We start from the raw sequence: 22,419 nt of genomic DNA, 5'->3' as shown, positions 1-22,419 counted from the left end.
AGTGTTTTCCTTTTACAGGAGCACTGTCGTTTTTTTGTGTGTTTTTTGTGGGTTTGATTTAAGTTTCTTTAGGGATAAATTCAAAAATTTTGCCACTCTCAAAAGATTCTATTAGTTTCAGCAACCAGCGGTAGTAGTTAATGGATTCAGTTATTTTTTCTTCATCTGTATTTAAGAGCTGCATAAGTTTACTATCGTCACTATACTCTTTTTTCATATCGTTAATTTCTGCAAGTGATTTCGCTAGTGAGATCATATTACCTTCGACGGCTTTTCTCCATTTAATAGAGAAGTAATCACTGAAGTTCTGATGCCAGTCAGGCACAGTGGTGAACAAGTCTTTGCGCGTCCCTCTCCCCCATACTTTGTCGATCATTTTCAGATCTAGAAGGGTACGGACTCCCGTACTCATGGACGTTTTACTCATTCCCATTGTTTTGCTGAGCTCATCCAGTGTTACTGGACCTTGATTGAAGTACATATAACCGTATAAATGTCCAATAGACAAGGTAATGCCATACAGATCCATGTTTTTGCCGATAGAATCGATCACACGTTCACGGGCTTTACTAATCTTCTCTATTTGTTCGGGCGTAAGCCCTTCTAAATCGTTCATGATGTCCCTCCTGAGGAATAGGTCGATAGACTGCAACCTTATACAATGTATTGTAATCAAATCCCCCTCCATAAGTAAAGAATTCATGAAGAAAGGAATTTGGCGTAAAACAGAGTATTCCATACATAAAGTTCGTAAAGTTAAAACTGTACACTAATTTTTATCCGTATATGGTGTTTGCATGAATTTTCAATAGTCCGGTAAACTACTATAAGTGAACTAAACCCGGATAACATTTCGGGAGAAGGAGGACGGCATGGCTATTATAGAGGTGAAACAACTAACCAAAGTATTCGGTCATGATGCGGGACGCGCGATTCCTTTATTAGAGCAAGGGATGTCGAAGGAAAAAATTGCTCAGGAATTGAAGTTGACAGTCGGAGTCAACAAAGCCGAATTCAGCATTGAAGAAGGAGAAATATTCGTCATTATGGGTTTGTCCGGCAGCGGTAAGTCGACGCTGGTTCGTTTGTTGAACCGCTTGATTGAGCCTACAGGGGGGCAAGTTCTTTTTAAAGGGAAAGATGTTGTGAAAATGAATCCGGAGCAGCTGCGCCAATTCAGACGGAAGAACATCGGCATGGTGTTTCAGAAGTTCGCATTATTTCCACATCGAAGCGTACTGGAGAATGCAGCATACGGGCTTGAAGTTCAGGGCGTAGATAAAAAGAAAAGAACTGAACTGGCAACGGAAGCCTTGCATCTGGTAGGTCTGAAAGGTTGGGAGAATCATCGTCCTGATCAACTCAGTGGAGGGATGCAGCAGCGTGTTGGACTGGCACGGGGCCTTGCCAACGACCCGGATATCCTGCTTATGGATGAGGCATTTAGTGCACTGGATCCGCTTATTCGTAAAGACATGCAGCAAGAGCTGCTGGAATTACAGGCCAGAGTGAAGAAGACCATCGTGTTTATCACTCATGATCTAGACGAAGCTTTGCGGATTGGAGATCGGATCGCACTGATGAAGGACGGAGTCATTGTGCAAATTGGTACACCGGAAGAAATCCTCATCCAACCTGCCAATAAATATGTAGAGCGATTCGTGGAGGATGTGGACTTGTCTAAGGTATTGACTGCAGCTCATGTAATGCGTCAGCCGGAAACAGTCAGACCTGAACGCGGGCCTCGGGTAGCGCTTCAATTAATGCGTGACAGTGGTATATTCAGTCTGTATGTAGTGGACAAGGAAAATAAGCTTCTGGGTGTTATTACAGCTGAGGATGCCCTTAAGGCACTGAATGATAATAAATCTATTCTGGAAGTAACGCGGAGAGAAATCCCACGTGTACAACCGGAAACGCTACTCAATGATTTCTTTGAATTAATATCTGAGACACATTTGCCTGTAGCCGTCGTAGATGAAGCGGATAAATTGAAGGGTATTGTGATTAAAGGAGCCGTTCTTTCCGCACTCGCCGGCAACGCGGTACCGGAAGGAGGATTATAATGGACATTCCTAAACTGCCTTTGGGAAAGGCACTCGAGTGGTTGGAAAATTGGCTGACGACTTATTGTGGGCCCCTGTTTGACTTCATCCATTCGATTATCGGTGGTATGGTGGCTGGCATTGAAAATGCACTTACCTTCCTGCCAGCACTAGTACTTATCGTGCTTATTGCAGCTTTGTCTTATTGGATCGGTAAATGGCGCATGGCACTATTTGCGGTCATTGGGTTGCTTCTGATCGATAATCTTGGATTATGGGGACCTTCTATGCAGTCCTTGGCCCTTGTTCTAACCGCCTCGATATTGGCTGTAGTAATTGGTGTGCCGATTGGTATTTTATGTGCGCAGAGAAATACCGTTAGAAATATAGTTACGCCTATTTTGGACTTTATGCAGACGATGCCGGCTTTTGTATATTTATTGCCAGCGGTATCCTTTTTCTCACTGGGCGTAGTTCCAGGGGTTATTGCTTCGATTATTTTTGCAATTCCGCCAACGATTCGCTTGACCAATCTCGGAATTCGTCAGGTTTCGGAGGAACTGGTGGAGGCAGCAGATGCTTTCGGATCGACACCTACTCAGAAATTGGTTAAATTGCAGCTTCCAATCGCTTTACCAACAATTATGGCAGGTGTGAACCAGACCATTATGTTGTCACTGTCAATGGTTGTTATCTCATCGATGATTGGTGCACAGGGCGTGGGTGCCTATGTATACCGTGCGGTATCACAGGCTAAGACAGGAGACGGATTCGAAGCAGGGATTGCGATCGTTATTATCGCCATTCTGCTGGACCGTTTGACACAGAACGCACTAAAACCAAAACAAAGATAGGAGTTTTAAATAAATGAAGAAGAAAAATATAGGGGTATTCCTGTTAGTTATTATGATGATTGCTGTTATTGCTGGATGTTCTTCATCAAGTAAAGAGAAGGTAAAATTAGCATATGTAGCATGGGATTCGGAAATTGCGAGTACTTATGTAGTAAAGGAAGTACTTGAAACTAAGCTTGGAGCTACCGTTGAAATGCTGCAGGTAGATGCTGGTCCAATGTGGGCTGGGGTTGCAGACGGTAGTGCGGATGGAATGGTTGCAGCTTGGCTGCCAAGCACCCATGCGGCTTATTTAGAGAAGTACGGTGCAAAAATTGAAGATTTGGGTGCAAATCTAAACGGGACTAAGGTTGGCTTGGCTGTTCCGGCCTATATGGATATTAACTCTATTGAAGACTTGAAGAACAGTGATATGGCAGCAAAGCTGAACAATCGCATTATCGGCATTGAGCCAGGTGCCGGCATTATGACAACCACAGAAAAAGCTATCGCTGAATATGATCTTAGCGATTACACACTTCTTGAAAGCTCATCCGCAGCGATGGCTCAGGAACTGCAAAAGGCTTATGACAACAACGAGCCAATCGTTGTTACAGGCTGGACACCACACTGGATGTTCGCCAATATGGATCTGAAATATCTGGAAGATCCAAAAGGGGTTTACGGTGCGGATGAACAGATCCACACGATGGTTCGCCAAGGTCTGAAAGATGACATGCCGAATGTCTACAAATTCCTGGATCAATTCGAATGGACAGCAGAAGATATGGCCAAAGTAATGATTGAGGTTCAGGGTGGGAAGTCCCCAGAAGAAGCCGCTAAAACTTGGGTGGAGAGCAATCCGGATAAAGTGAATGCTTGGGTTGCAGGTATAGAATTGTAAGTAGATTAAAAACTGTGTTATGATGTGAAGAATAAATGGAAACAAAAATGTAACTTGTACGCTAACTACTGTTCTTTACACATTACACTTCATAAGCAAGCTCATTCAATAAAACACCCCGTAAGGGGTGTTTTTCTTGGGAATATAAGCAAAGCATTACAAGCTCTTAGTGTACCCTGCTTATATTTCAATAAGAATGGATACCTAGTTTACACACTTAGACTTATGCTTTGTCAAAGTAAATCAGGAGGCAGCTGCTGCAAGGAGTCAAGAGAGGAGACTGCTTCATGACAGAGACCATAAATACCTGGATTGATTGGCTGCTGCAAACGCTGGGCCTTAGCGGGCCATCTATTTTATTCGTGACCATCCCGCTTGCACTTTTGCAGAGTATATTAGGATTTTTTCCATTCGTAATTTTGATCGTGCTGCATGTCTCTGTTTTTAACGTAATTGGAGGTATGCTGATCAGTTGGCTGGCCTGCAATCTGGGCGGAATACTGATGTATTTTCTCATTCGGCGATATCTGTATAACTGGTTTGACCGAAAATGGAGAAGCAAACTGAAGCGCTATGATAAATGGCAACGTTACTTGGATCGATATGGGATTTGGACACTGGTGCTATTGCGTACGATCCCGATTATTCCGAATAATGTAATCAATTTCATGTCTGCTGTTTCACCGATTAAAGCCTCATCTTTTATATGGGGAACCGTACTTGGTAATTTGTCTTATATATGGTTATTCGGTACGATCGGATCCACCCTAATTGTTCCGCGTGAAGAATGGAATGGTTATCTTACCTGGTATGCGGTGTTTATAGCTATTCTCATTGGCATCTTTATTCGGCGTCATTGGGACCATTTGCAGGAGGATAAGCGGAGCAGAATGCACTAATATCATCTTCCCAGTTCATGATCTAAAGGATGAAGAACGTTACTTCAGGCGCAGTTTGCCGGAGGGAACGTTCTTCTTTTTTGTCCTCTTAGCGAATACCTTAAATTAAGTGGAGGTGGCTTGACCTCTGCGTAAGGCGGGAGGGACTATTGCAATGGGCAGATTGAAAAAATGGGGGAACCGAAGGCTGAGAATACCTGATCTAGGCCATTTTCGGCTGCCAAAAATAAATGGGGACACGAATCGGAGATTCTCAGCGAGAAGCTCTGCATTCAAGTCAAAACCCAGCCGGGCAGCGGTTAGGCCGCAGCGTACGCGCTTTGAAGCCAAACGTAGCAAAGGCCGCTTTAGGTTATCCAGCCGGCCAGAGAGTAAGGTAACGGTTGCAGGCGGAAGAACACATAAGCCAAGAAGCCGACGCAAATTTTGGCTGATAGCCTCCTTAGTAATACTTGTGCTGGTGCTGCAATCCTTGCGCTATGTGGAGCTGCATATGAAGCCGCCCATCCTGCATTTAGCACAAATACGTGTGAAGCAAATCGCTACGGAATCGATTAACAAGGCGATTACCTCTCAGGTTGCGAATGGAGGGAATGCGGAAGAGTTAATTGATTGGAAGACGGATAAGAACGGGAAAATATCAGGGTTCATGCTCAACTACGCGGAGCATATGCGTATTACTTCGCAAGCGGCACAGGTCATTCAGTCTACGCTGCAGGAATTGCATAATCGAACAGAATATATTCCGCTGGGGCAAGCGCTGGGCAGTCCCCTTATTGCTTCTTATGGACCCGATATTCCGATCAAGATTGAACCACAAGGTGCGGTTAAGGTTGAACTCAGCACCCGCCAGCAAAACGCTGGGATCAATATGATTCTGGTCGAGGTATACATTCATATTGTGACAGAGGTTGCAGTCGTCATTCCTTTTGATATGGAGCCGCAGGTAGTGGATACAGAAATTCCTGTGTCTTATCTGATGGTTGTTGGAGATGTACCTATGTATTATTACGATAATCAAGGTCAACCTGTGGGGGCTAACGGCAGCAGTGCTCCGGGAATTGCCATTCCTGCTCCAGCTGTAGGCGGGGATAAGAGTGGAGTAGTGGATCAGGGCAAGGATACCTCCAGTAACAGTCAGAAAGATAACAGCTCGTCTCCAGCGGCAACCGATCCCGCGAGTACGGGTGCAGAGCATACGGAAGAAGACAAAGGCGCGGGCGGAGGAAATTAAGGGGATATCATGCTTCAGTGCTCATAGACTATAGGTAGAACAGCTTTAATAAATGGAGCGTGAATCCTAATGTCGCAAGAATCTCTGAATGTGGAACGCTTGGCGGGAAGGTATGGGTTCTTGGAGCGCACGGGACTACTTCCACTGCCGAGTAAAGATGGGCTTACCCTTGTAGTTGAGCTAAGCCGCCTGGAATGTGCCGCAGCTTGCTTACCCTTGCTGCTGCTCCATTCTGGAGAGTCTGTGCGCATTATTGCTGTGGCGATGACTCCTGATTTTCCTATGGAAACTTTAGCGGGACAGTTCTCACCGGAGCAGTCGATTCTCTTTCTTCCTTATGAAAAGGAGGAGTACATGCCTAACCAGGCTTTGGCACAGATCGAAACCAGTTTCGCGGTTTTGCTTGAAGATTCGATCATGGTATCGCCTGGCTGGCTAAGTGAGCTATTGTGGGTTCCTTTTGATGACGCTGCAGTTAAGGTGGTGGCCCCTCGCTCTTCAACCGAAAGAGGGGAAGGGAAGAAACGTCTTCACTTCGGCACCTATGATGAGTTTGCTGCTCATGTAAGCTACAGTCTTGGCCGGCATCAAGGAGAATGGCGAGAGATGGATGTACTAACGGGTTCTTGCCTCCTGTTCTCTAAAGAGCTGCTTCAGCGTATTGGAGGGTTGGACACCTCGCTTCAAGCGCGGCCTCTTATGATTGCCGATTGGTGTCTTCGAGCCCGGCAGTCTGGAGCCAAGCTGGCGCTAAGTGATGCTGTGTATGTTCATGCTATACATTCACTTGATAGGGGCCAGAGAAGGCTGAACGGACCAACACTTGCGGATGGCTGGCAGGCGTACAGTACAAAATGGGCGCTGGAAGATGTCTTAGAAGCCGAAGAACATCTTGTACCGAAGAATGGATTCTTACAATCAACACAACCTGTTATTCCACTCGGTAAGGCATCCTTGACAACGCCATTAGTGACGGCGATTGTTTATTGTGAAGAGGATGGGAATGGGGACCCTCTTCCGCAGGAATGGGCAGCTACACAGGAGCAGCAGAGCTACAAGAATATTCGCTGGATCTGGATCAAGGACAGCTGGATGAACACAGCTCCCGGCTTGCCAGTAAATGAACAGGATGTAGTGATTACAGTTCGTGGTCAAGAGGCTTGGCTGCGGGCTTTGAGGAATGCATCTGCATTATTTGAGTGTGAGATAACTGTGTATTTATCAGACTCTATCAGATATGAGAAATATTACGTTGAACGGGTAGTGAAGGCGATCACCCAAGGTTCCGCGGATCTGATCGTTAGTTTATCTACCGATATGGACGAAGAGGTGGGGCATTTACTTAAGGGAGACCCTTCGGGAATCGTTTTTCCGTTAGAGCGAGTTGCTCATAAAGGCGGGAATGTGCCTGGAGTGATTACTTGTAAGGCGTCTACTTCGCACCAATTGCAGCTTCACCCTGAAGCTTCACTAACTATAGGTTATGTAGGGGATTTGTCCGAACCGCAGGGGAAGAAGGCAGATAGCAGCAAGGGCAAGGAGGCGCAGTCATGAAATATTTAATTCTGAGCAGAGGTTCCTGGGAGGAATACGAATATAAAAGACTGTTGGATCTTCTGCCCGAGCGGGAAGAGGTCTGTTTTGCCGCAAGAATGACTCTTGAGCAGCAGACTAACAGCCAGATCAAGCCGGTAATGATCGCGGATATTCATACTCTCAAGGCGAGGGAGTACACACTTCTGGTCTCTTCTCCTTACTGGCTGCCCGAGGTTCTTTCTTTGCAAGCGGGATATATAGTGGCTTTGTTAGAGCGCTGTCCGGAAGAAGAAAATAAGGTCTTATGGGATAAATACAGCGGCTTGCTTGGAGCAAAGGCTGATCTAGTAGGAACCCGGTCAGAACGGATCTATCTGGAGCAGAGCTTGTGCAGGGAGAATATTATTTATCTCGACGGGGATCAGCAAGAATCCTATGGAGTTGTATGTCAGCGCGAGCGGATTTATTTTCTGACAGATTATGAGATGTTGTGGAGTAAGGCGATTGAGAACTTATGGCAGGAGGAGCCCCTCCTTGCTACGGACTGGTTTAGGATTCAACTCCAGCTTAGGGCGGATTATTATACCTCAATGTGCGCTAAGCTGCCCAACCAGCCTGTTGTACATTATTTGGCAGCATCTTATTTGTATTTGCTTGGGGACTCCACAGCGAATCGATATCTGGCGCAATCCTTTGAGTTAATGGTGTTGTATGAATATTTGGATTGCCTTATTTCACACTTCCGGTTTTTTTCTGCAATAGAAGCCAAGACAGGAAATCTGGAAACGGCAGTCCGCCAATTTGCGATTACAGCATTTACCGCAGAGGAGAAGCAAGCAGTAGAAAGGATGGAGGGCTGGCTCCATTCCGGGCAGGATGAACTGGTTCGCGCGGAGTTGTTCCACCGGAATGAGGATGAGGCAGCGGCGGTAAGGATTTTAAGTCCGCTAACTTCTTCCGAGGCAAAAGCGTTGCTGGTGCAAAATTATGTGCGGACTTTTCAATGGGAAAAGGCAATAGAGCTGCAACATGAGCAAGAAAATGTGGATGAAGCCATGGAAGGCACCATACACTTGCTGTATGGCAGGCGGCACGAGGCCATCCGCAGCTTTTTAAATGCAGGAGGGGAAGACAATCAGGCATGGCCACTTTTGTCAGAGATGGCAGATCTCGAAGAGGCTGTAAGACGATTGAGAAGGAGAGTGGAGGATGAGTAGTCATAGAGGGCCACTCCGCAAAACGTCAGGCAACCGTCTGACCGCTATAATGCAGGTTAGGAACGAAGCCGGAAGGTATTTAGAGCAGGTGCTGGAGGAATTAAGTGAGTTCGTGGATGATATTGTAATCGTGGATGATGGTAGTACAGATAATACGGCTCAGTTATGTCTCTCTTTTGCCAAAGTTAAGAAGCTTGTAACCCTGCAAAGCTCTTTGTTTAACCGTGAATGGGAGCTGCGGCAAACATTGTGGGAGCTGGCGGTATCTACGAATCCGGATTGGCTGCTGTCTGTGGACGCCGATGAGTTCTATGAAGAGTCTGCTAAACGGGAGATGAGGCGACTCATCGATCAGGATGTGTATGACTGGGTATCCTTCCGATTATTTGATTTTTGGGGCGGCACCACACATTACCGTGAAGATGGGCATTGGAATATCCACACGAAACATACCCGTACACTAGTCCGCTATTTGCCGAACTTTCATTATTTTTTTCCGAAAATGGATCATCATGTGCCAAGACTTCCGCTCTCTTATTCGGTATTGCCGGGTTTTCTTACCGAGCTGCGTGTGAAACATTATGGTTGGGCGATATCCCCTGAGGAGCTTCGGCGAAAATACTCGCGTTACCTGGAGCTTGATCCAGAGGGGCGCTGGGGGAGTCTGGAGCAGTACGAATCTATCCTTGATGAGCAGCCCCATCTGGTAGAATGGCAAGAGGAGCATTGAAATCCGCATCTGCCCTGCCAACCGGCTAAGTCCGGCTGGCAGATCTCAGAAGCAGCGCAGAAGAGATATGAGCTGACGGTATCCCTTGCGGATAAACTTCTGCTGCGAGCTGCAGCTTGTAATAAGCGAGGCTCACGGCTGCGGTAGCCCCCCCGACTCTACGCAAAGCGGCTTCATCCTCTACAGGAAGGATGGGCATCTCTCTGCAGGAGTAGGCTATCGCAGCGTATAAATGCCACTCGGTACAGTCCGCAGGCGTATGATATTGAGGGTGCTTGCTGACATAAATAGAGCACCATTGTTTTTTTATGGAGGTGGGGGCTTCGAGTAAACCGTAAAGTAAGGGCTGCGGCAGACTGGACCATTGAAAGGAAGAACCTTGCGAATGCCGATAAAGTGCTAATAAACTATTCCAAGCACCAGTCTGAAGCAGCAATTGTGCTGTATAGTTGAGATCCGAAAGATCAGCTTTAAGCCTATAATTCCCCGCTAAAAGATGATGGATCGATAAAATCCCCGGTCTGTAAGGCAATAGACAGACAAGCCAGCGCATGGCAGACTCAGTATCTCCAATACGGCAAGAGAAAGCCCACAGGTAGCCAAGTACAAAGGATCGGTTGGAAAGATGGGAAGGATCATGAAGCAGCTGTTCAAGCGGTGCGAGTGTCTGAAGATGTTTCGGTTGATTGTTTATCTCCAGAATCGCCAGCAATGCAGCCTGAACGGATGAGGGTAACTGGCTGGCTGTAGAAAGCTCAGCTTGCCATTCCGGATCGCGGGCATTGAGCGCTGCGGGCAGAAGATAACTCAAAGTATCAGGAGATAGAGAGTGCAGATGATTGTGGGTCAATGCTCGTAGCTGTGCCTTCTCTCCAGATAGAAGGCTTAGTGGGACGAGTTCTTTCCACGCCTCGCTATAATCAGGCTTATGTTGTACGGCAGCCTCGTAATGTCTCCACGCATCCGGATATTGGTATAACTTCTCACAGACTCTCCCGGCTAGTAGTTCTGTCCGATACGTTCCACTGCCTGAGGAAGAAGGGTATTTATGTGCTGTATTTCCGCTCTGAAGTGCCTTCTCCAAGAAGTGCTTGGCTGAGCTGAGCTTCCCTTGTTCCAGTAACAGGAGGGCATAGCTTTCTAATAAATCCGTGAAATCGGGAAAAAGACCGCTCCCCGTACGAAAAACTTCCTCGGCTTCCTGCTTTCGGCCACATAGTTGTAAGGCGTACGCCGTCTTAAGGTAAATATCTGAGACATAACCGGAAGGGGCTGGAGCATCGGTGAGCAGCGGAAGGAGGATCTCTGCCGCTTCTTTATATTGTCCCTGCTGATAATACTCTGCCCCTAACGCGTAACGAAGAAAAAGATGGTTCGGTTGAAGTCGCAGACCCCTGTTGATGAGTGCTAAATTGCGGCTATATTTATTTTTACGCATCAGTTCATCTTCCAAATATCCGTAGTGGAAAATACGCAAATCTGCATAAGCGATCTCCCCCGCTGGAAGCTCCCAAATGCTGCTGGCAATCTCCTCATGAATACTTCCGCGAAAAATAATTCTGTTATCATTTTTGAATAACCGACAGACATGATCTGTAACAAAATCCGCTTCAGGTATTTCACCGACATAGTGGATAATGGGCAGCCAATAACCATGAATATACTCGGCACCAAGCAAGGGCTGGAGCAGATTCTCACTCCAATGATCCACAGCCTCATCGGCATCAAGTACCAGAACCCAAGCGGAAGTTGCATACTCTAGGCTTATATTCCGCGCTTTGGCAAAATCATTTTCCCAAGGAATATCGATAATCTTTGCACCGAACCTCTGAGCGATTTCTTTACTGTTATCCTCTGAGCCTGTATCCGCAATGATAATCTCAGACACTAGCCCGCGAACAGAGGATAAGCATTTCTCCAGATGGTTTGCCTCGTTCTTAATAATCATGCAAAGTGTGATATCCGGTGTGGTCATAGGAATACGTCCTTCCTAATCTGAAACTCTGGGCAGTGGGAGTGCGAGCCGCACTCTTTTAGCCGCTGGAGAATAGGGGGTTGAAGAGGAGAGGGAGGCAAGCAGATGATCCGCCAACAAAAGCTCCGAGCGCCCTGGGTGATAGGCTGGGTTAAATAACGAGTCATTAGATGAGGACTGCCCTGTGGTCTTCATCAGCTGTTTTGCTGCCTTATCACATCCCTCAATCCGCAATAAATCTAAGAGAAGTCCGCTTTTAGCAGCTGTGTATTCGGGTAGATGAGCGTGAAGCCAGCCCGAAATTTCATTTTCGCGCTCAGCACATTTTAAGGCTCGGATCAGTCGGGTTATGATGGGCGTTGGCTCGGGATGAAGCTGAGCAGCTTTGGTATAACAGGCACAGGCTTCGGTCTCATCGCCTATTTCTTCGCATAACTGTCCCAGCAAATAAAATGTCAAATAAGATCCGAATCCGGACTCGGTATGGTAACCGGAAGGAGCTTCTCCAATGACTAAGGCTTGCAGCAATGCTGTTTTGGCCTCAGCTAGGGCCCCCATTTGAAACAGCAGCACACCTTTGATATGAGCCAAGTCAGGATAATCCGGATGTAAGGTTATCCCTAAGTCGCAAGCTTCCAGGGCCGCGTTGAAATCTTTTAATTCTGCCAGGCAGCGGATTTGATATTTGTGCAGCAGATGAACGTAACTTGTGTCGGGCGGAGCTTCGTTAAGTGATCTTTTAATATGTTCTAGAGCCGGTTGATATTCACTAAGCCGCATATATTCAACAGCCATATTGAAATGGTGGAAGGGGTCATTGGGAGTTAACTTTAGCTGTTCCTTGAGCAGCTCAACATTTCGTTTGATCTTATCTTTTTTTGCTACTACGCCGTCTGCATAACCGTAATGATGGATGACTACGGTGCTTAAATGCATAGCTGCTTTGGGTGTAGCTTTTACGATCGTTTCTGCAATCTGTTCGTGGATGATGCCGCTGAAACGGTACTGCGGGCGGTTACGGAATAGCCGGATAATCGGATTAACAGTAATGGTCTGTGAAGCTGCGGTTAAACCTTTATGATTATGAATGCGCAGAAAAAAAGCTTCATACTCCAAATGCTCCGCACACAGAAACAGCTCCCCCTTACTTTTCGCATCCAGTTCCTCGTCTCCATCCAGAATGAGAATCCATTGTCCGTGGGCTTGCTGAAGACCCGCGTTGCGGGCAGCGGCAAAATCGCCATTCCAAGGATGGTGAACAACTTTAGCTCCAAAGCTTAGAGCAATTTGTAGCGTGGAGTCAGTAGAGCCAGTATCGACTACAATGATCTCATCGGCGATACCACGTACGCTTTTTAAACATTGGCTTAAGCTATCTGCTTCGTTCTTAACGATCATGCATAGAGAAATCAGAGGTTGTTGGCTTGGCATGTTCATTTGGCTGTCCTCCCCTCGCTCTGGCGGAAGCTCCATTGTGTGTGCCACGGTGTACGATTTAGTAAAAAGATGGATTTATGGATGGCGCCAATATCCGTTTGCAGTGGACCATGAACGTTAGCTGCATCCAAGCTGTTCAGTGCCTCCTCCATGCTAAGCTTCGCTTGCTGAAGGTAACAGAGTGCTAAACCCACTCGGGCAGCCTCATGCTCAGGCATCTGCTCCAGCGCTTGTTGAAACCATTCACTGGCTTCCGTGTAATGCCCTTTGTCAAAGACCATCTCACCTATATAAAAAAGAACCTTCGCATCAGCCGCTTGATCGCTAACTAACCTGATAAAATGCTCGCCTGCCTCATTCCTATTCCCTTCTTTATATAATGCTGCGGCTAATTCAGACCGAAAGGTAGGGAACAGCTTTACCAAAGCTTCACTTAACGCGGGCTGGTGCAGTTTTACTGATTGTTCGATCAAATCTGAAATGAATGAGGAATGTAATGTTAATGAATCTACCTCTGCTTCAACGGGATCTACCTTTTGTTGCTGGTGGCACTTCTGAATGTATTGCAGTCCGAAACGAAGTTCGTCTGGTACATAGGTTAGCAGGTCATTGTGGAATTCTCCAAAAAGCGACCAAGAGTAAATAGCCCAGAGGGTAGCCCACTTTTTCAGATATTCTAAATCATGGTTATCTTGCGTAGCTAAGGAGGTCATTTGTCTTATGGTTGTATAGGCGTCCTCTAGCTTGCCGGTGATCAGGAGTGAAGAGATCATCCAATTTGCCATCTCTAATTCCAAGGGAAAAGTGTCTCGGGATAAGTTAGTGATGGTCTCATTAGCATTTATCGCAAATAAGCTGTCAATGATTGCAGCTCGTTGGGCAGCATTAGTTGGGGGGACGAGTTGTATCAGCAAGCTGGCAATCTCCTCATCGGGTACAGCTAAGCGTTGAAAAACAGAAGCTATTCCCTGCAAGGCAGGCCTATATAAAGAGTGGTGTTGAAGCGCACGGTGGTAGAATCTCGCAGCGTCCTCCTGAAGCTCAAGCCGCTCGGAGATTAAGCCTAGTCGATAAAGTGGGCGGAAGGTGTTCATCCCTTGCTCAGATACATATTTTTGACTAACCTGATCTCCAGAAATGGATGCTGCACGCTGATAAGCTTGAAAAGCACGTTCTAACAAGCCTTGACTCTCCAAAGATTGGCCTAATAAAAAATGCAGGTCAGGGTAATCCTCATAACGTTCCAATTCAGGCAACAGCAAGGGATCTATGATATTCGTTTTTCCTTGAGTCAGATAAATTTTACAGAGATCTCTAATCATCGTAGGACGGTAGGAAGCTTCAAGTGGTACATGGTGAAGGGTCTGGCGAAGTAATGTCTCTGCTTCCTGAAGACGACCGTCCTGACAGCAGGTGACTGCTAAATTATACGAGTGAAAAGGATCTTCCGGTTGTTCGGCTAAAGCGAGTCGCAGCAGCTGCTCATTGCGTTTGATTTTATTTTTTCGTGCCATGATTTCCGGCATATATCCGAAGTGTTCAATCTCAATATCACTATGCTCAATCGCCGAGATGTTATGTGATTTAAGGATTGCAGCGTCAATTCCTTCATGAATTCTTCCGCTATATCGATAACCCTGTCCATTTCGGAATAAACGAACCGCACTGTGCTTTACCTTATCTTCAGGCCGAACGCCAAGCCAATTATCAATGTGTACTGTAAAAGCCTGAGCTTGCGTGTTTTGCAGGAGGCTGCGGAGTTCCGGAAGTGGAGTTTGCAGGCGTTCATCGGCATCAAGGACTAGAATCCAATCTGTATCCGCCTGATCGAGACCTTCGTTACGTGCTGCAGCAAAGTTTTCTGTCCATTCCCGTTGGAATACTCTAGCCCCGTGCGCTTGGGAAATAGCTATGGATTCGTCAGTAGAGCCTGTATCTATGACCACAATCTCATCAACACCTGCTACGCTTGTGAGACAGTGGGGCAGAAGATCAGCTTCATTGTTAACGATGAGGTGGACGCCAAGCGTAATATTGTTCACGTTGTTTCCTCCTTGTTACATATGTAGAAGTAGAAATCAGCTTTTGCTATCAAAAGAAAAAGCACATGGATATCCATGCACTCTTTCGTTACAACATATGATGGGCATCTGCATTACGTTCCCTGTGCGTTGAAACTTACATTGATTGTTGAGGCGGCCCCTGCATTCGTTGATTGATAGGATAAGCGTGTATATTTCAGGAATCTGGCCGGAACTATGACATCGACAGAACCTGCTGCTAAAGGATTATCTCCTGTGGTATCGACGAAATAGTTCGTTCCGTCAGCACTGATTTCTACTCGTGTGTTGACTGGGTTAGCTCCAGTGTTATTGATGAAAAAGGAATAGGTACCCAATACGCTCGTAGTCACTGCTGGCAGTGGAGTATAGGCATTAGCAGTTGCAATACCCGTCGTCGTCTGTTCGATAAAGCTGCGTTGTGAAATAGAGGTCACACTGCTGAGCGTACCAGCGGTAATGGTGGCTCCAAGCACACTGGTAATGGTCCCGTTTAAGAGGTTGGTGACCGTACCTGCTGAGGACAGAGTACCCGCAGTGATCGTGGCTCCGAGCACGCTGGTAATGGTCCCGTTTAAGAGATTGGTTACTGTACCTGCTGAGGACAGAGTACCCGCAGTGATCGTAGCTCCAAGTACGCTGGTAATGGTCCCGTTTAAGAGATTGGTTACTGTACCTGCTGAGGACAAAGTACCCGCAGTGATCGTAGCTCCAAGTACGCTGGTAATGGTCCCGTTTAAGAGATTGGTTACTGTACCTGCGGAGGACAAAGTACCGGCTGTGATTGTGGCTCCAAGCACGCTGGTAATGGTCCCGTTTAAGAGATTGGTGACCGTACCTGCTGAGGATAGGGTACCAGCTGTGATCGTAGCCCCTAGCACACTAGTAATGGTCCCGTTAAGGATATTGGTGACCGTTCCTGCTGAGGACAAAGTACCCGCGGTAATAGTTGCGCCTAGTACACTAGTAATGGTACCAGCCGTAATCGTAGCTCCGAGCACGCTAGTAATCGTGCCTTCGAGAATGTTAGAAATGGTACCTGCGGAAGACAAAGTACCAGCTGTGATGGTAGCTCCAAGTACGCTAGTAATAGTCCCGTTAAGAATGTTGGTAACCGTACCTGCGGAGGACAAAGTACCCGCAGTGATGGTAGCCCCGAGTACGTTAGTAATGGTACCTGCGAGAATGTTAGTAATGGTACCTGCGGAAGACAAGGTACCAGCTGTGATGGTAGCTCCAAGTACGCTAGTAATGGTCCCGTTAAGAATGTTGGTAACCGTACCTGCGGAGGACAAAGTACCCGCAGTGATGGTAGCTCCGAGTACGCTAGTGATCGTCCCGTTAAGAATGTTAGTAACTGTTCCTGCTGATGACAAAGTACCCGCAGTGATGGTAGCTCCGAGTATATTGGAAATCGTACCATCTAGGATAATTGTCGTTAGATTTCCGCCTGGATCTGTAGTGAGCGGATGATCAATCAGCGAGGCATCCCGGCCAAAAATAAGCGTTCGTAGATTATCGGGATTAGCTTGAAAAGAGCTGTAGTTAGGCAAAGTTCCTCGTCCCTCTCTTATAAAATTGTTAACTCATACCTATAGACTGGGCTTGGACGTATACATCAATTTTGCCTAAACCCGTTGACTGTTGCGTGGAGGCGGATATCCGAGTCCACTTTAAAAATCTGCTTGGCACTAGCACCTTCATTTCTTTTGCAGCCACGATCTCTTCTGAATCTATAAAAGAATCAAAACTGTTCGGACTAATCTCCAAGCGGACGCTAACAGGGTGGTCTCCTTGGTTCATAACTGCGTAAGAGATCATCGTTTTGGTTCCGCTTTTTTGCCAAGGCAGAGGTGAAATGGAGCTGGACACGGGGAATCCGATAAATTGATGCTCGGAAAATAAAGGACTGATCGTCACCTTACGGCGGTTTCTTCGACCCTTTGGAGGTGGAAATGATTGCGGATTTCTAGAACAATTCCCCTGTTTTTTTGAGTGTTTTATTTTGCTGCGCTTTTTTAGTTCCAGACCGTTATGGATTTCATTCACCTCCTACGGGTTTTCTGGAACCCTATCCATAAAAGGACCCTAACCGTCGTTTGAGCCCTGAGCATCAATAAACCGCAGTTCAATAAGCCGCGAACCGTTAGGGACAATCCTTAGCCATTCGAATGGTGATAATAATATATGGTGAAAAATAAGAGGTGATTGGGCTGGGAAAGCAAAAATACGCACATTCCCAAACAACCTGTTACTTAGAGCGGCATAAAATAAGATAAGCTCAAGTACGGGGAGGATAGCGCATGCCAAACGATTCAGTCTTTAATCAGAGTAGCCAGCCACTCTTTACAGAACAAGTCAACACGTATGTTGCACCTGGTATAGATTCAGCTCCGGAGGGAGGAGCGGCTAAGGCGGGGCTATTGTTTGGAATCCCTTTTACTTCTACGGTAACGACTGCTGCACCGCTAGTTGTTCAGATTAGTAATCCGGCAGGCAGCGGACGTACATTGTATGTATCCCGTGTTGCAGCTAGCTCGGCAACAGCTGCTGTTACTTTATCTCTGCTTCGAAACGCTACGGTCACCGGGACTACCGTTACACCGATAAATTTTAATTTTGGAAGTGCGTTAACCAGTGTGATGACGGCCAGAACCTCGACTTCTGCCCCTACGGGAGGTCCGGCCACTCTAGTATCTTTATTACTGGCAGCGGGTCCCGTCATTGTTGATTTTACTGGACAAATCGTTGTTCCTCCCGGAAATTCCATAACCACGTCCATCACGATTGCATCGGGAACTTCAGCAGCGACAACATCTATCAGCTGGTGGGAATATTAGAAATGGGAGGGGATAATCATGCCTAATCAATATGTGTTTAACGACAATGATCAACCTCTTTTTGTGGATATGGTCAATACCTTCCAATCTCCGGATATCAGCGCGCCACCTGAAATAAGTGCTTCGAAGGCTGCGGTCTTGTATTCTACCAACACATCCGCGTCTAGTTTGGTCGTACTTAGTCTTATTTCTGCAATTACTTCTATTCGGATTAGTAATGCTGCTGGTAGCGGGAAAACCGTATATATCTCTCGTATTAGCGGCAGTATCGGCGGATCTTCTCTGCTATCGGCTATGTCTGGAAGCTTTACAATTGTAAAAGGAGGGACGTTAACCTCTCCTGCAACCTTGACACCAACCAATAATAATCTCGGAAGCGCGGCTACAAGTGCGATGACCGTTCAATCTTCAACAGCGGCAATTAGCGGGGGGACGACGCTTTACAATTATCAATTAGCTCCAGGCGCTTTCTCACAGAACTTTACGGGCAGCATCATCGTTCCGCCGGGGACTGCTATTTGTGCTAACGTAACTTCATCTAGCTCGGCTGTAGGCTTAACGATTACTTCTGCACTTGGTCTTCTTTGGTGGGAGCAATAGAGTTTATATTTTTTTTTGAAACTATAACGGTGGTAAACCTTGACATCATTTGGTTAAGGTTTTACATAGAAGGTTGGAATGAATAGAAAATAAAGGGGATTGGCATTATACAATAAAGTTGGAATTCAGTATGGAATGTGAAAAGAGGGACAATTATGGAAAGTTGTTTATTTATTCATGGCTTTACCGGAGGTGAGCATGAAATCTCTCCCTTGTCCCAGTTTATGGAGCAGCATAATTATCGTTCCAGAACATTTACCCTGAAGGGGCACGGGGGCAGCAGGAATGATCTACTGCATTCGGATCGACATGATTGGCAGCAAAGTGCTGAGGATGAATTAACAGAGCTGTTAAAGACAAATGACGGCGTTCATCTGATCGGTTTTTCAACCGGTGCTCTTATTGCTTCACATCTTTCCGTGCGCTATAAACCTTGGATTAAATCTCTCACTTTGTTGTCTACCCCTGTGTTTCCGCTGAATCCTGTAGAAATTATTAAGACCCTTGGGAGCTTTTCCATGCTAAAAACTTATATTAGTAAATTCAGTTCAACGCCTCCAAAAGCAACTCGAGAGTTCCAGCGATTGGTTCGTGAGAGCTTTTCTGTCTATCCGCATATTGAGACTCCAACCCTGATCGTGCAAGGAAAAAGAGATCATCTAGTGAAGACTAGAAGCGCCGATTACCTACGACATCATATGATCAAGGCGACCCAAAAACAGGTGCTGATGGTCGACAACAGTGGTCATATGGTGTGCCATTGTGAAGAGAAGGACCGAATTATGAATGAGGTCTTGCAGTTTATTCAGACGGCGGGACGCTGAACTCAAACAGTAAATATTCAACTCCAAGAGCTTCCTAAATAGGAGCTCTTTTTTTGTTGTGCATTTCAATTTTAAGGCTTGACAACGCGTCTGGTGTCATGGTAATTTTTAGTAGGGAAACCGGTTTCCCTAAAATTCGTTTGTTTCTATGCCAAAAACATCGCTGGAAAGGTCGTTTTTAATCCAAGAAGTAGGTTTTAGTGTGTTATGAATACGCTTTAATAAGAGAGGGAGATGCGCGCGATGAAACGTAAGTTATGGTACGTGCCCGTTCTGATTACATCTATTCTTCTTTCTACTGTGATTAATTTATTCGTCTTAGCGCCACAACAGGCAGATGCGGCCAGCATCGGTACGATTAACGAGAATGATACCATTTATCAGATTATGGTTGACCGGTTTAATGACGGGGACTCTTCCAACAATGCTACGGGAGCGGCAATTCGCTATGGCGAGAACTCTGAAGAAGATTTCCGTTATATGAAAGGCGGAGATTGGCAAGGAGTGATCGACAAGCTGTCTTATATTAAAAATATGGGCTACACCGCGATCTGGATTTCCCCAGTGGCGGAGCCGCAAATGACGAATCGGGAGAACAATGGCAGCGGTAAAAACACGGCGTATCACGGGTACAACGTTAAGGACCCTAACGCAGCCAATCCCTACTTTGGTACAAAGGAGAAGCTGAAGGAGTTAGTGGATTCCGCACATGCGGTTGGCATCAAGGTGGTTATAGACGTTGTGCCAAACCATATCGGGGATTATATGCTGGGTACCCAAGCCTACTATGATATCCCTAGTCTGCAGCCAGCAGCTCCTTTCAATAACCCGGCTTGGTATCACCATAATGGAGATATCAACTGGTCTTTGGCAGACGGAAGATATGATCAATGGGCACAGGATTACTTAGAAAATCATGATCTAGGCGGACTGGATGACATTGACTTCGATGTCCCTGCTGCTAAAAAGGCCATATTTGATTCGATTAAAGGCTGGTTTGACTATACAGGGGCAGATGGTGCGCGTGTAGACGCAGCCAAGCTGATGAAGCCGACTGATATTGGTGAATTGCAAAATTATCTGGGGGTTAATACCTTTGGCGAGAATTTTGACGGCAATGCTGAATTTGTCTCGCGCTGGGTCGGCAACAACAAGGAGTGGGGCATGCTTGATTTCCCAATGTTCTTCTCCGTTCTAAATAGCTTCGCATATGGGCAGTCTTTTGACTCCAATATTAAAAGCACCTTGGCACAGGATTCCTACTATAACGGAAATGCCAATCACATGGTTACCTTTATCGACAATCATGACCGCAATCGTTTTCTCACAGAAGCTGGAGGAAGCGTAGATAAGCTGCAGAACGCTTTGAGTTTTATTTTTACAGTGCGTGGAACACCCGTTGTCTTCCAAGGTACGGAACAGAACAAAGGCAATGGTAATGGGCAGATTATGACGGGAGGCATCGCCGATACCTGGAACCGCTGGTCAATGGTGAAACGGGATGCAAACGGCAATGTATTAGAGAATTATTTTAATGAGAATGCCAGCACCTACAAGCACGTAGCCAAACTTAATGAGATTCGGAAAAATAATCCGGCACTCCGTACAGGCACTCAACGTGAAATGTGGTCTGCACAGAACTTATATGCTTTTTCACGTCGTATTGACACTGGAACTAATCTGGGGCAGGAAGTTATCTCCGTATTCAGTAATAAATCCAGCGGCTCGCAGACCGTTACCATTCCACTGCGTGCAGAGAGCAGCTTGGCAGTCGGGACGGTTCTTTATAACCAGTTGAACACTTCGGATACGGTAACCGTACAATCGGGTGGAGCAACTGGCAAGCAGATCACTGTAACCGTGGGTGCAAATGCAGCCAAAATCTATGCCAAACAACAGCTTCCTACAGATACAGTTGCTCCAACTGTACCCACTAACGTGACCGCAACCGTTCAAAATGCATCCAGTGCTTTAGTAAGCTGGACCGCTTCCACCGACAATGTAGGTGTGACCGGATATGAAATTTATCGCAACGGCGTAAAAGTGGGTACATCCGCAACTACTTCATATACGGATAACGGATTATCTGCCAGTACTACGTATGACTATACGGTAAAAGCAATGGATGCAGCAGGCAATCTATCCCTCCTTAGCGCGATTGCTTCAGTGACAACACCAGCGGGGAACAGTGTCACTATTTACTATAAGCAGGGCTATACCTCGCCTTATATTCATTATCGTCCTGCAGGAGGAACTTGGACGACATCACCGGGTGTGGCGATACCTGTCTCTGATGTAGCAGGCTACAACAAAATAACGATTAATATTGGCTCAGCCAGCCAGCTTGAAGCTTGCTTTAACAATGGCAGCGGCACTTGGGACAGTAACGGGGGCAGCAACTATTTATTTAGTGCCGGCACCTGGACCTATACACCAACTGGCAATATTCAATCGGGTGGACCCGTGACGCCGACACCAACGGTAACGCCGACACCAACAACAACCGTAACGCCGACACCGACACCGACGGTAACACCAACGCCAACTCCGACGGTAACGCCGACACCGACACCAACCGTAACGCCAACACCGACGCCAACGGTAACGCCGACACCCACCGTAACGCCAACACCAACGGCAACACCTGTCGGCAGTACGGCAACGATCTATTATAAGAATGCGGCTTATAGCAGCTCTTATATCCATTATAAGCTCGATGGTTCAACGGTCTGGACGACGTCTCCAGGCGAGCAGCTTCAAGCTTCTGCTTTTACAGGATATAAGGCGGTTACGATTCAGTTGGACACGGCAGCTGGGCTGACCGCAGCCTTTAATAATGGCAGTGGCACATGGGATAACAATGGAGGCAATAACTATCATTTTGCTGCGGGCACCTGGAGTATGGTGAATGGTAACATCACCGCAGGAGAGCCACAAGCGGATAGTGTTACATTCCGAGCAACTGTTCCTGCGTCTACTCCTGTGAGTGGTCCCGTTTATCTCTCCGGTTCCTTCAATAGCTGGAATGCGGCAGATCCGAACTACCAACTGACGAAGGGTAGTGATGGTATTTACTCCATCACACTAAGTCTACCGGCGGGAACAGCAATTCAATACAAAGTTACACGAGGTGCTTGGACTAATGTGGAGGTGAATTCGAATGGATCGGATCTTTCCAATCGAACCCTTACGCCATCAGGCGGTGCACAAACCGTAAATCTGACGGTTCAGCGCTGGAAGGATCTATAAGCTTCATAATATCTACAGCTTAAACACACCAAGGAG

The 22,419-nt window shown here is 46.5% G+C and carries 18 protein-coding genes; 12 read left to right on the top strand and 6 right to left on the bottom strand.

From position 1 onward, the window contains the following. Window positions 1–58: 58 nt before the first annotated feature. Complete coding sequence (locus NSQ66_RS25540) at window positions 59–616, bottom strand: transcriptional regulator (protein WP_036685364.1); 558 nt, start codon at window positions 614–616, stop codon at window positions 59–61. A 256-nt stretch (window positions 617–872) separates the two neighbouring features. On the opposite strand from NSQ66_RS25540, the gene NSQ66_RS25535 reads away from it, so the two are divergent. From NSQ66_RS25535 to NSQ66_RS25500, 8 genes are all read left to right on the top strand, one after another. Next, a complete protein-coding gene (locus NSQ66_RS25535; protein WP_036685362.1) occupies window positions 873–2,066 on the top strand; it encodes a glycine betaine/L-proline ABC transporter ATP-binding protein in 1,194 nt (397 codons plus the stop codon). Beyond that, on the top strand, window positions 2,066–2,899 hold the full coding sequence (locus NSQ66_RS25530) for a proline/glycine betaine ABC transporter permease (protein WP_076099393.1): 834 nt from the start codon (window positions 2,066–2,068) through the stop codon (window positions 2,897–2,899). The genes NSQ66_RS25535 and NSQ66_RS25530 overlap by 1 nt, the downstream gene beginning before the upstream one ends. Before the next feature lie 13 nt (window positions 2,900–2,912). Continuing rightward, window positions 2,913–3,782, top strand: coding sequence for a glycine betaine ABC transporter substrate-binding protein (locus NSQ66_RS25525; protein WP_038573223.1), 870 nt, complete (start codon window positions 2,913–2,915; stop codon window positions 3,780–3,782). A gap of 287 nt (window positions 3,783–4,069) precedes the next feature. Continuing rightward, complete coding sequence (locus NSQ66_RS25520; RefSeq protein ID WP_076099392.1) at window positions 4,070–4,681, top strand: VTT domain-containing protein; 612 nt, start codon at window positions 4,070–4,072, stop codon at window positions 4,679–4,681. Between the two features lie 154 nt (window positions 4,682–4,835). Continuing rightward, the gene (yunB, locus tag NSQ66_RS25515) at window positions 4,836–5,915 is read left to right on the top strand and encodes a sporulation protein YunB (RefSeq protein WP_076099391.1); all 1,080 of its coding nucleotides are present in this window, start codon (window positions 4,836–4,838) and stop codon (window positions 5,913–5,915) included. A 69-nt stretch (window positions 5,916–5,984) separates the two neighbouring features. Beyond that, on the top strand, window positions 5,985–7,469 hold the full coding sequence (locus tag NSQ66_RS25510) for a hypothetical protein (protein WP_076099390.1): 1,485 nt from the start codon (window positions 5,985–5,987) through the stop codon (window positions 7,467–7,469). Continuing rightward, entirely contained in the window at window positions 7,466–8,668 is a 1,203-nt protein-coding gene (locus NSQ66_RS25505) for a hypothetical protein (RefSeq protein ID WP_076099389.1), read from the top strand. Before NSQ66_RS25510 ends, NSQ66_RS25505 begins: the two co-directional genes overlap by 4 nt. Then, window positions 8,661–9,398, top strand: a complete 738-nt coding sequence (locus tag NSQ66_RS25500) for a glycosyltransferase (RefSeq protein WP_076099388.1) — start codon at window positions 8,661–8,663, stop codon at window positions 9,396–9,398. Before NSQ66_RS25505 ends, NSQ66_RS25500 begins: the two co-directional genes overlap by 8 nt. Window positions 9,399–9,423: 25 nt before the next feature. Here NSQ66_RS25500 and NSQ66_RS25495 read toward each other — a convergent pair whose 3' ends face one another. The 5 genes from NSQ66_RS25495 to NSQ66_RS25475 form a co-directional block, all read right to left on the bottom strand. Beyond that, window positions 9,424–11,373, bottom strand: coding sequence for a glycosyltransferase (locus NSQ66_RS25495; protein WP_339279463.1), 1,950 nt, complete (start codon window positions 11,371–11,373; stop codon window positions 9,424–9,426). Window positions 11,374–11,388: 15 nt separating this feature from the next. After that, the gene (locus NSQ66_RS25490) at window positions 11,389–12,810 is read right to left on the bottom strand and encodes a glycosyltransferase (protein WP_339279461.1); all 1,422 of its coding nucleotides are present in this window, start codon (window positions 12,808–12,810) and stop codon (window positions 11,389–11,391) included. After that, entirely contained in the window at window positions 12,807–14,852 is a 2,046-nt protein-coding gene (locus NSQ66_RS25485) for a glycosyltransferase (protein WP_076213674.1), read from the bottom strand. The genes NSQ66_RS25490 and NSQ66_RS25485 overlap by 4 nt, the downstream gene beginning before the upstream one ends. 113 nt (window positions 14,853–14,965) lie before the next feature. Continuing rightward, on the bottom strand, window positions 14,966–16,423 hold the full coding sequence (locus NSQ66_RS25480) for a DUF6385 domain-containing protein (protein WP_256721451.1): 1,458 nt from the start codon (window positions 16,421–16,423) through the stop codon (window positions 14,966–14,968). Window positions 16,424–16,451: 28 nt separating this feature from the next. Further along, window positions 16,452–16,790 carry a DUF6385 domain-containing protein gene (locus tag NSQ66_RS25475; RefSeq protein WP_076128014.1) on the bottom strand — a complete coding sequence of 113 codons (339 nt, stop codon included), beginning with the start codon at window positions 16,788–16,790 and terminating at the stop codon, window positions 16,452–16,454. Window positions 16,791–17,173: 383 nt separating this feature from the next. On the opposite strand from NSQ66_RS25475, the gene NSQ66_RS25470 reads away from it, so the two are divergent. From NSQ66_RS25470 to NSQ66_RS25455, 4 genes are all read left to right on the top strand, one after another. Beyond that, window positions 17,174–17,710 (top strand): hypothetical protein, encoded by a 537-nt coding sequence (locus NSQ66_RS25470; protein WP_036685336.1) that lies wholly within the window; start codon window positions 17,174–17,176, stop codon window positions 17,708–17,710. 18 nt (window positions 17,711–17,728) lie between these two features. Next, entirely contained in the window at window positions 17,729–18,310 is a 582-nt protein-coding gene (locus NSQ66_RS25465) for a hypothetical protein (protein WP_036685335.1), read from the top strand. 155 nt (window positions 18,311–18,465) lie between these two features. Next, on the top strand, window positions 18,466–19,134 hold the full coding sequence (locus tag NSQ66_RS25460; protein ID WP_036685332.1) for an alpha/beta fold hydrolase: 669 nt from the start codon (window positions 18,466–18,468) through the stop codon (window positions 19,132–19,134). Window positions 19,135–19,377: 243 nt separating this feature from the next. Then, window positions 19,378–22,383: a carbohydrate binding domain-containing protein gene (locus NSQ66_RS25455; RefSeq protein ID WP_076099382.1), complete on the top strand. Its 3,006-nt coding sequence runs from the start codon at window positions 19,378–19,380 to the stop codon at window positions 22,381–22,383. Window positions 22,384–22,419: the final 36 nt, after the last annotated feature.

Source organism: Paenibacillus sp. FSL H3-0329 (assembly GCF_037963285.1).
Taxonomy (GTDB): domain Bacteria; phylum Bacillota; class Bacilli; order Paenibacillales; family Paenibacillaceae; genus Paenibacillus_AQ; species Paenibacillus_AQ odorifer.
The sequence above is the reverse complement of the archived record's forward strand: the minus strand, read 5'-3'. Positions and strand labels throughout refer to the sequence as shown.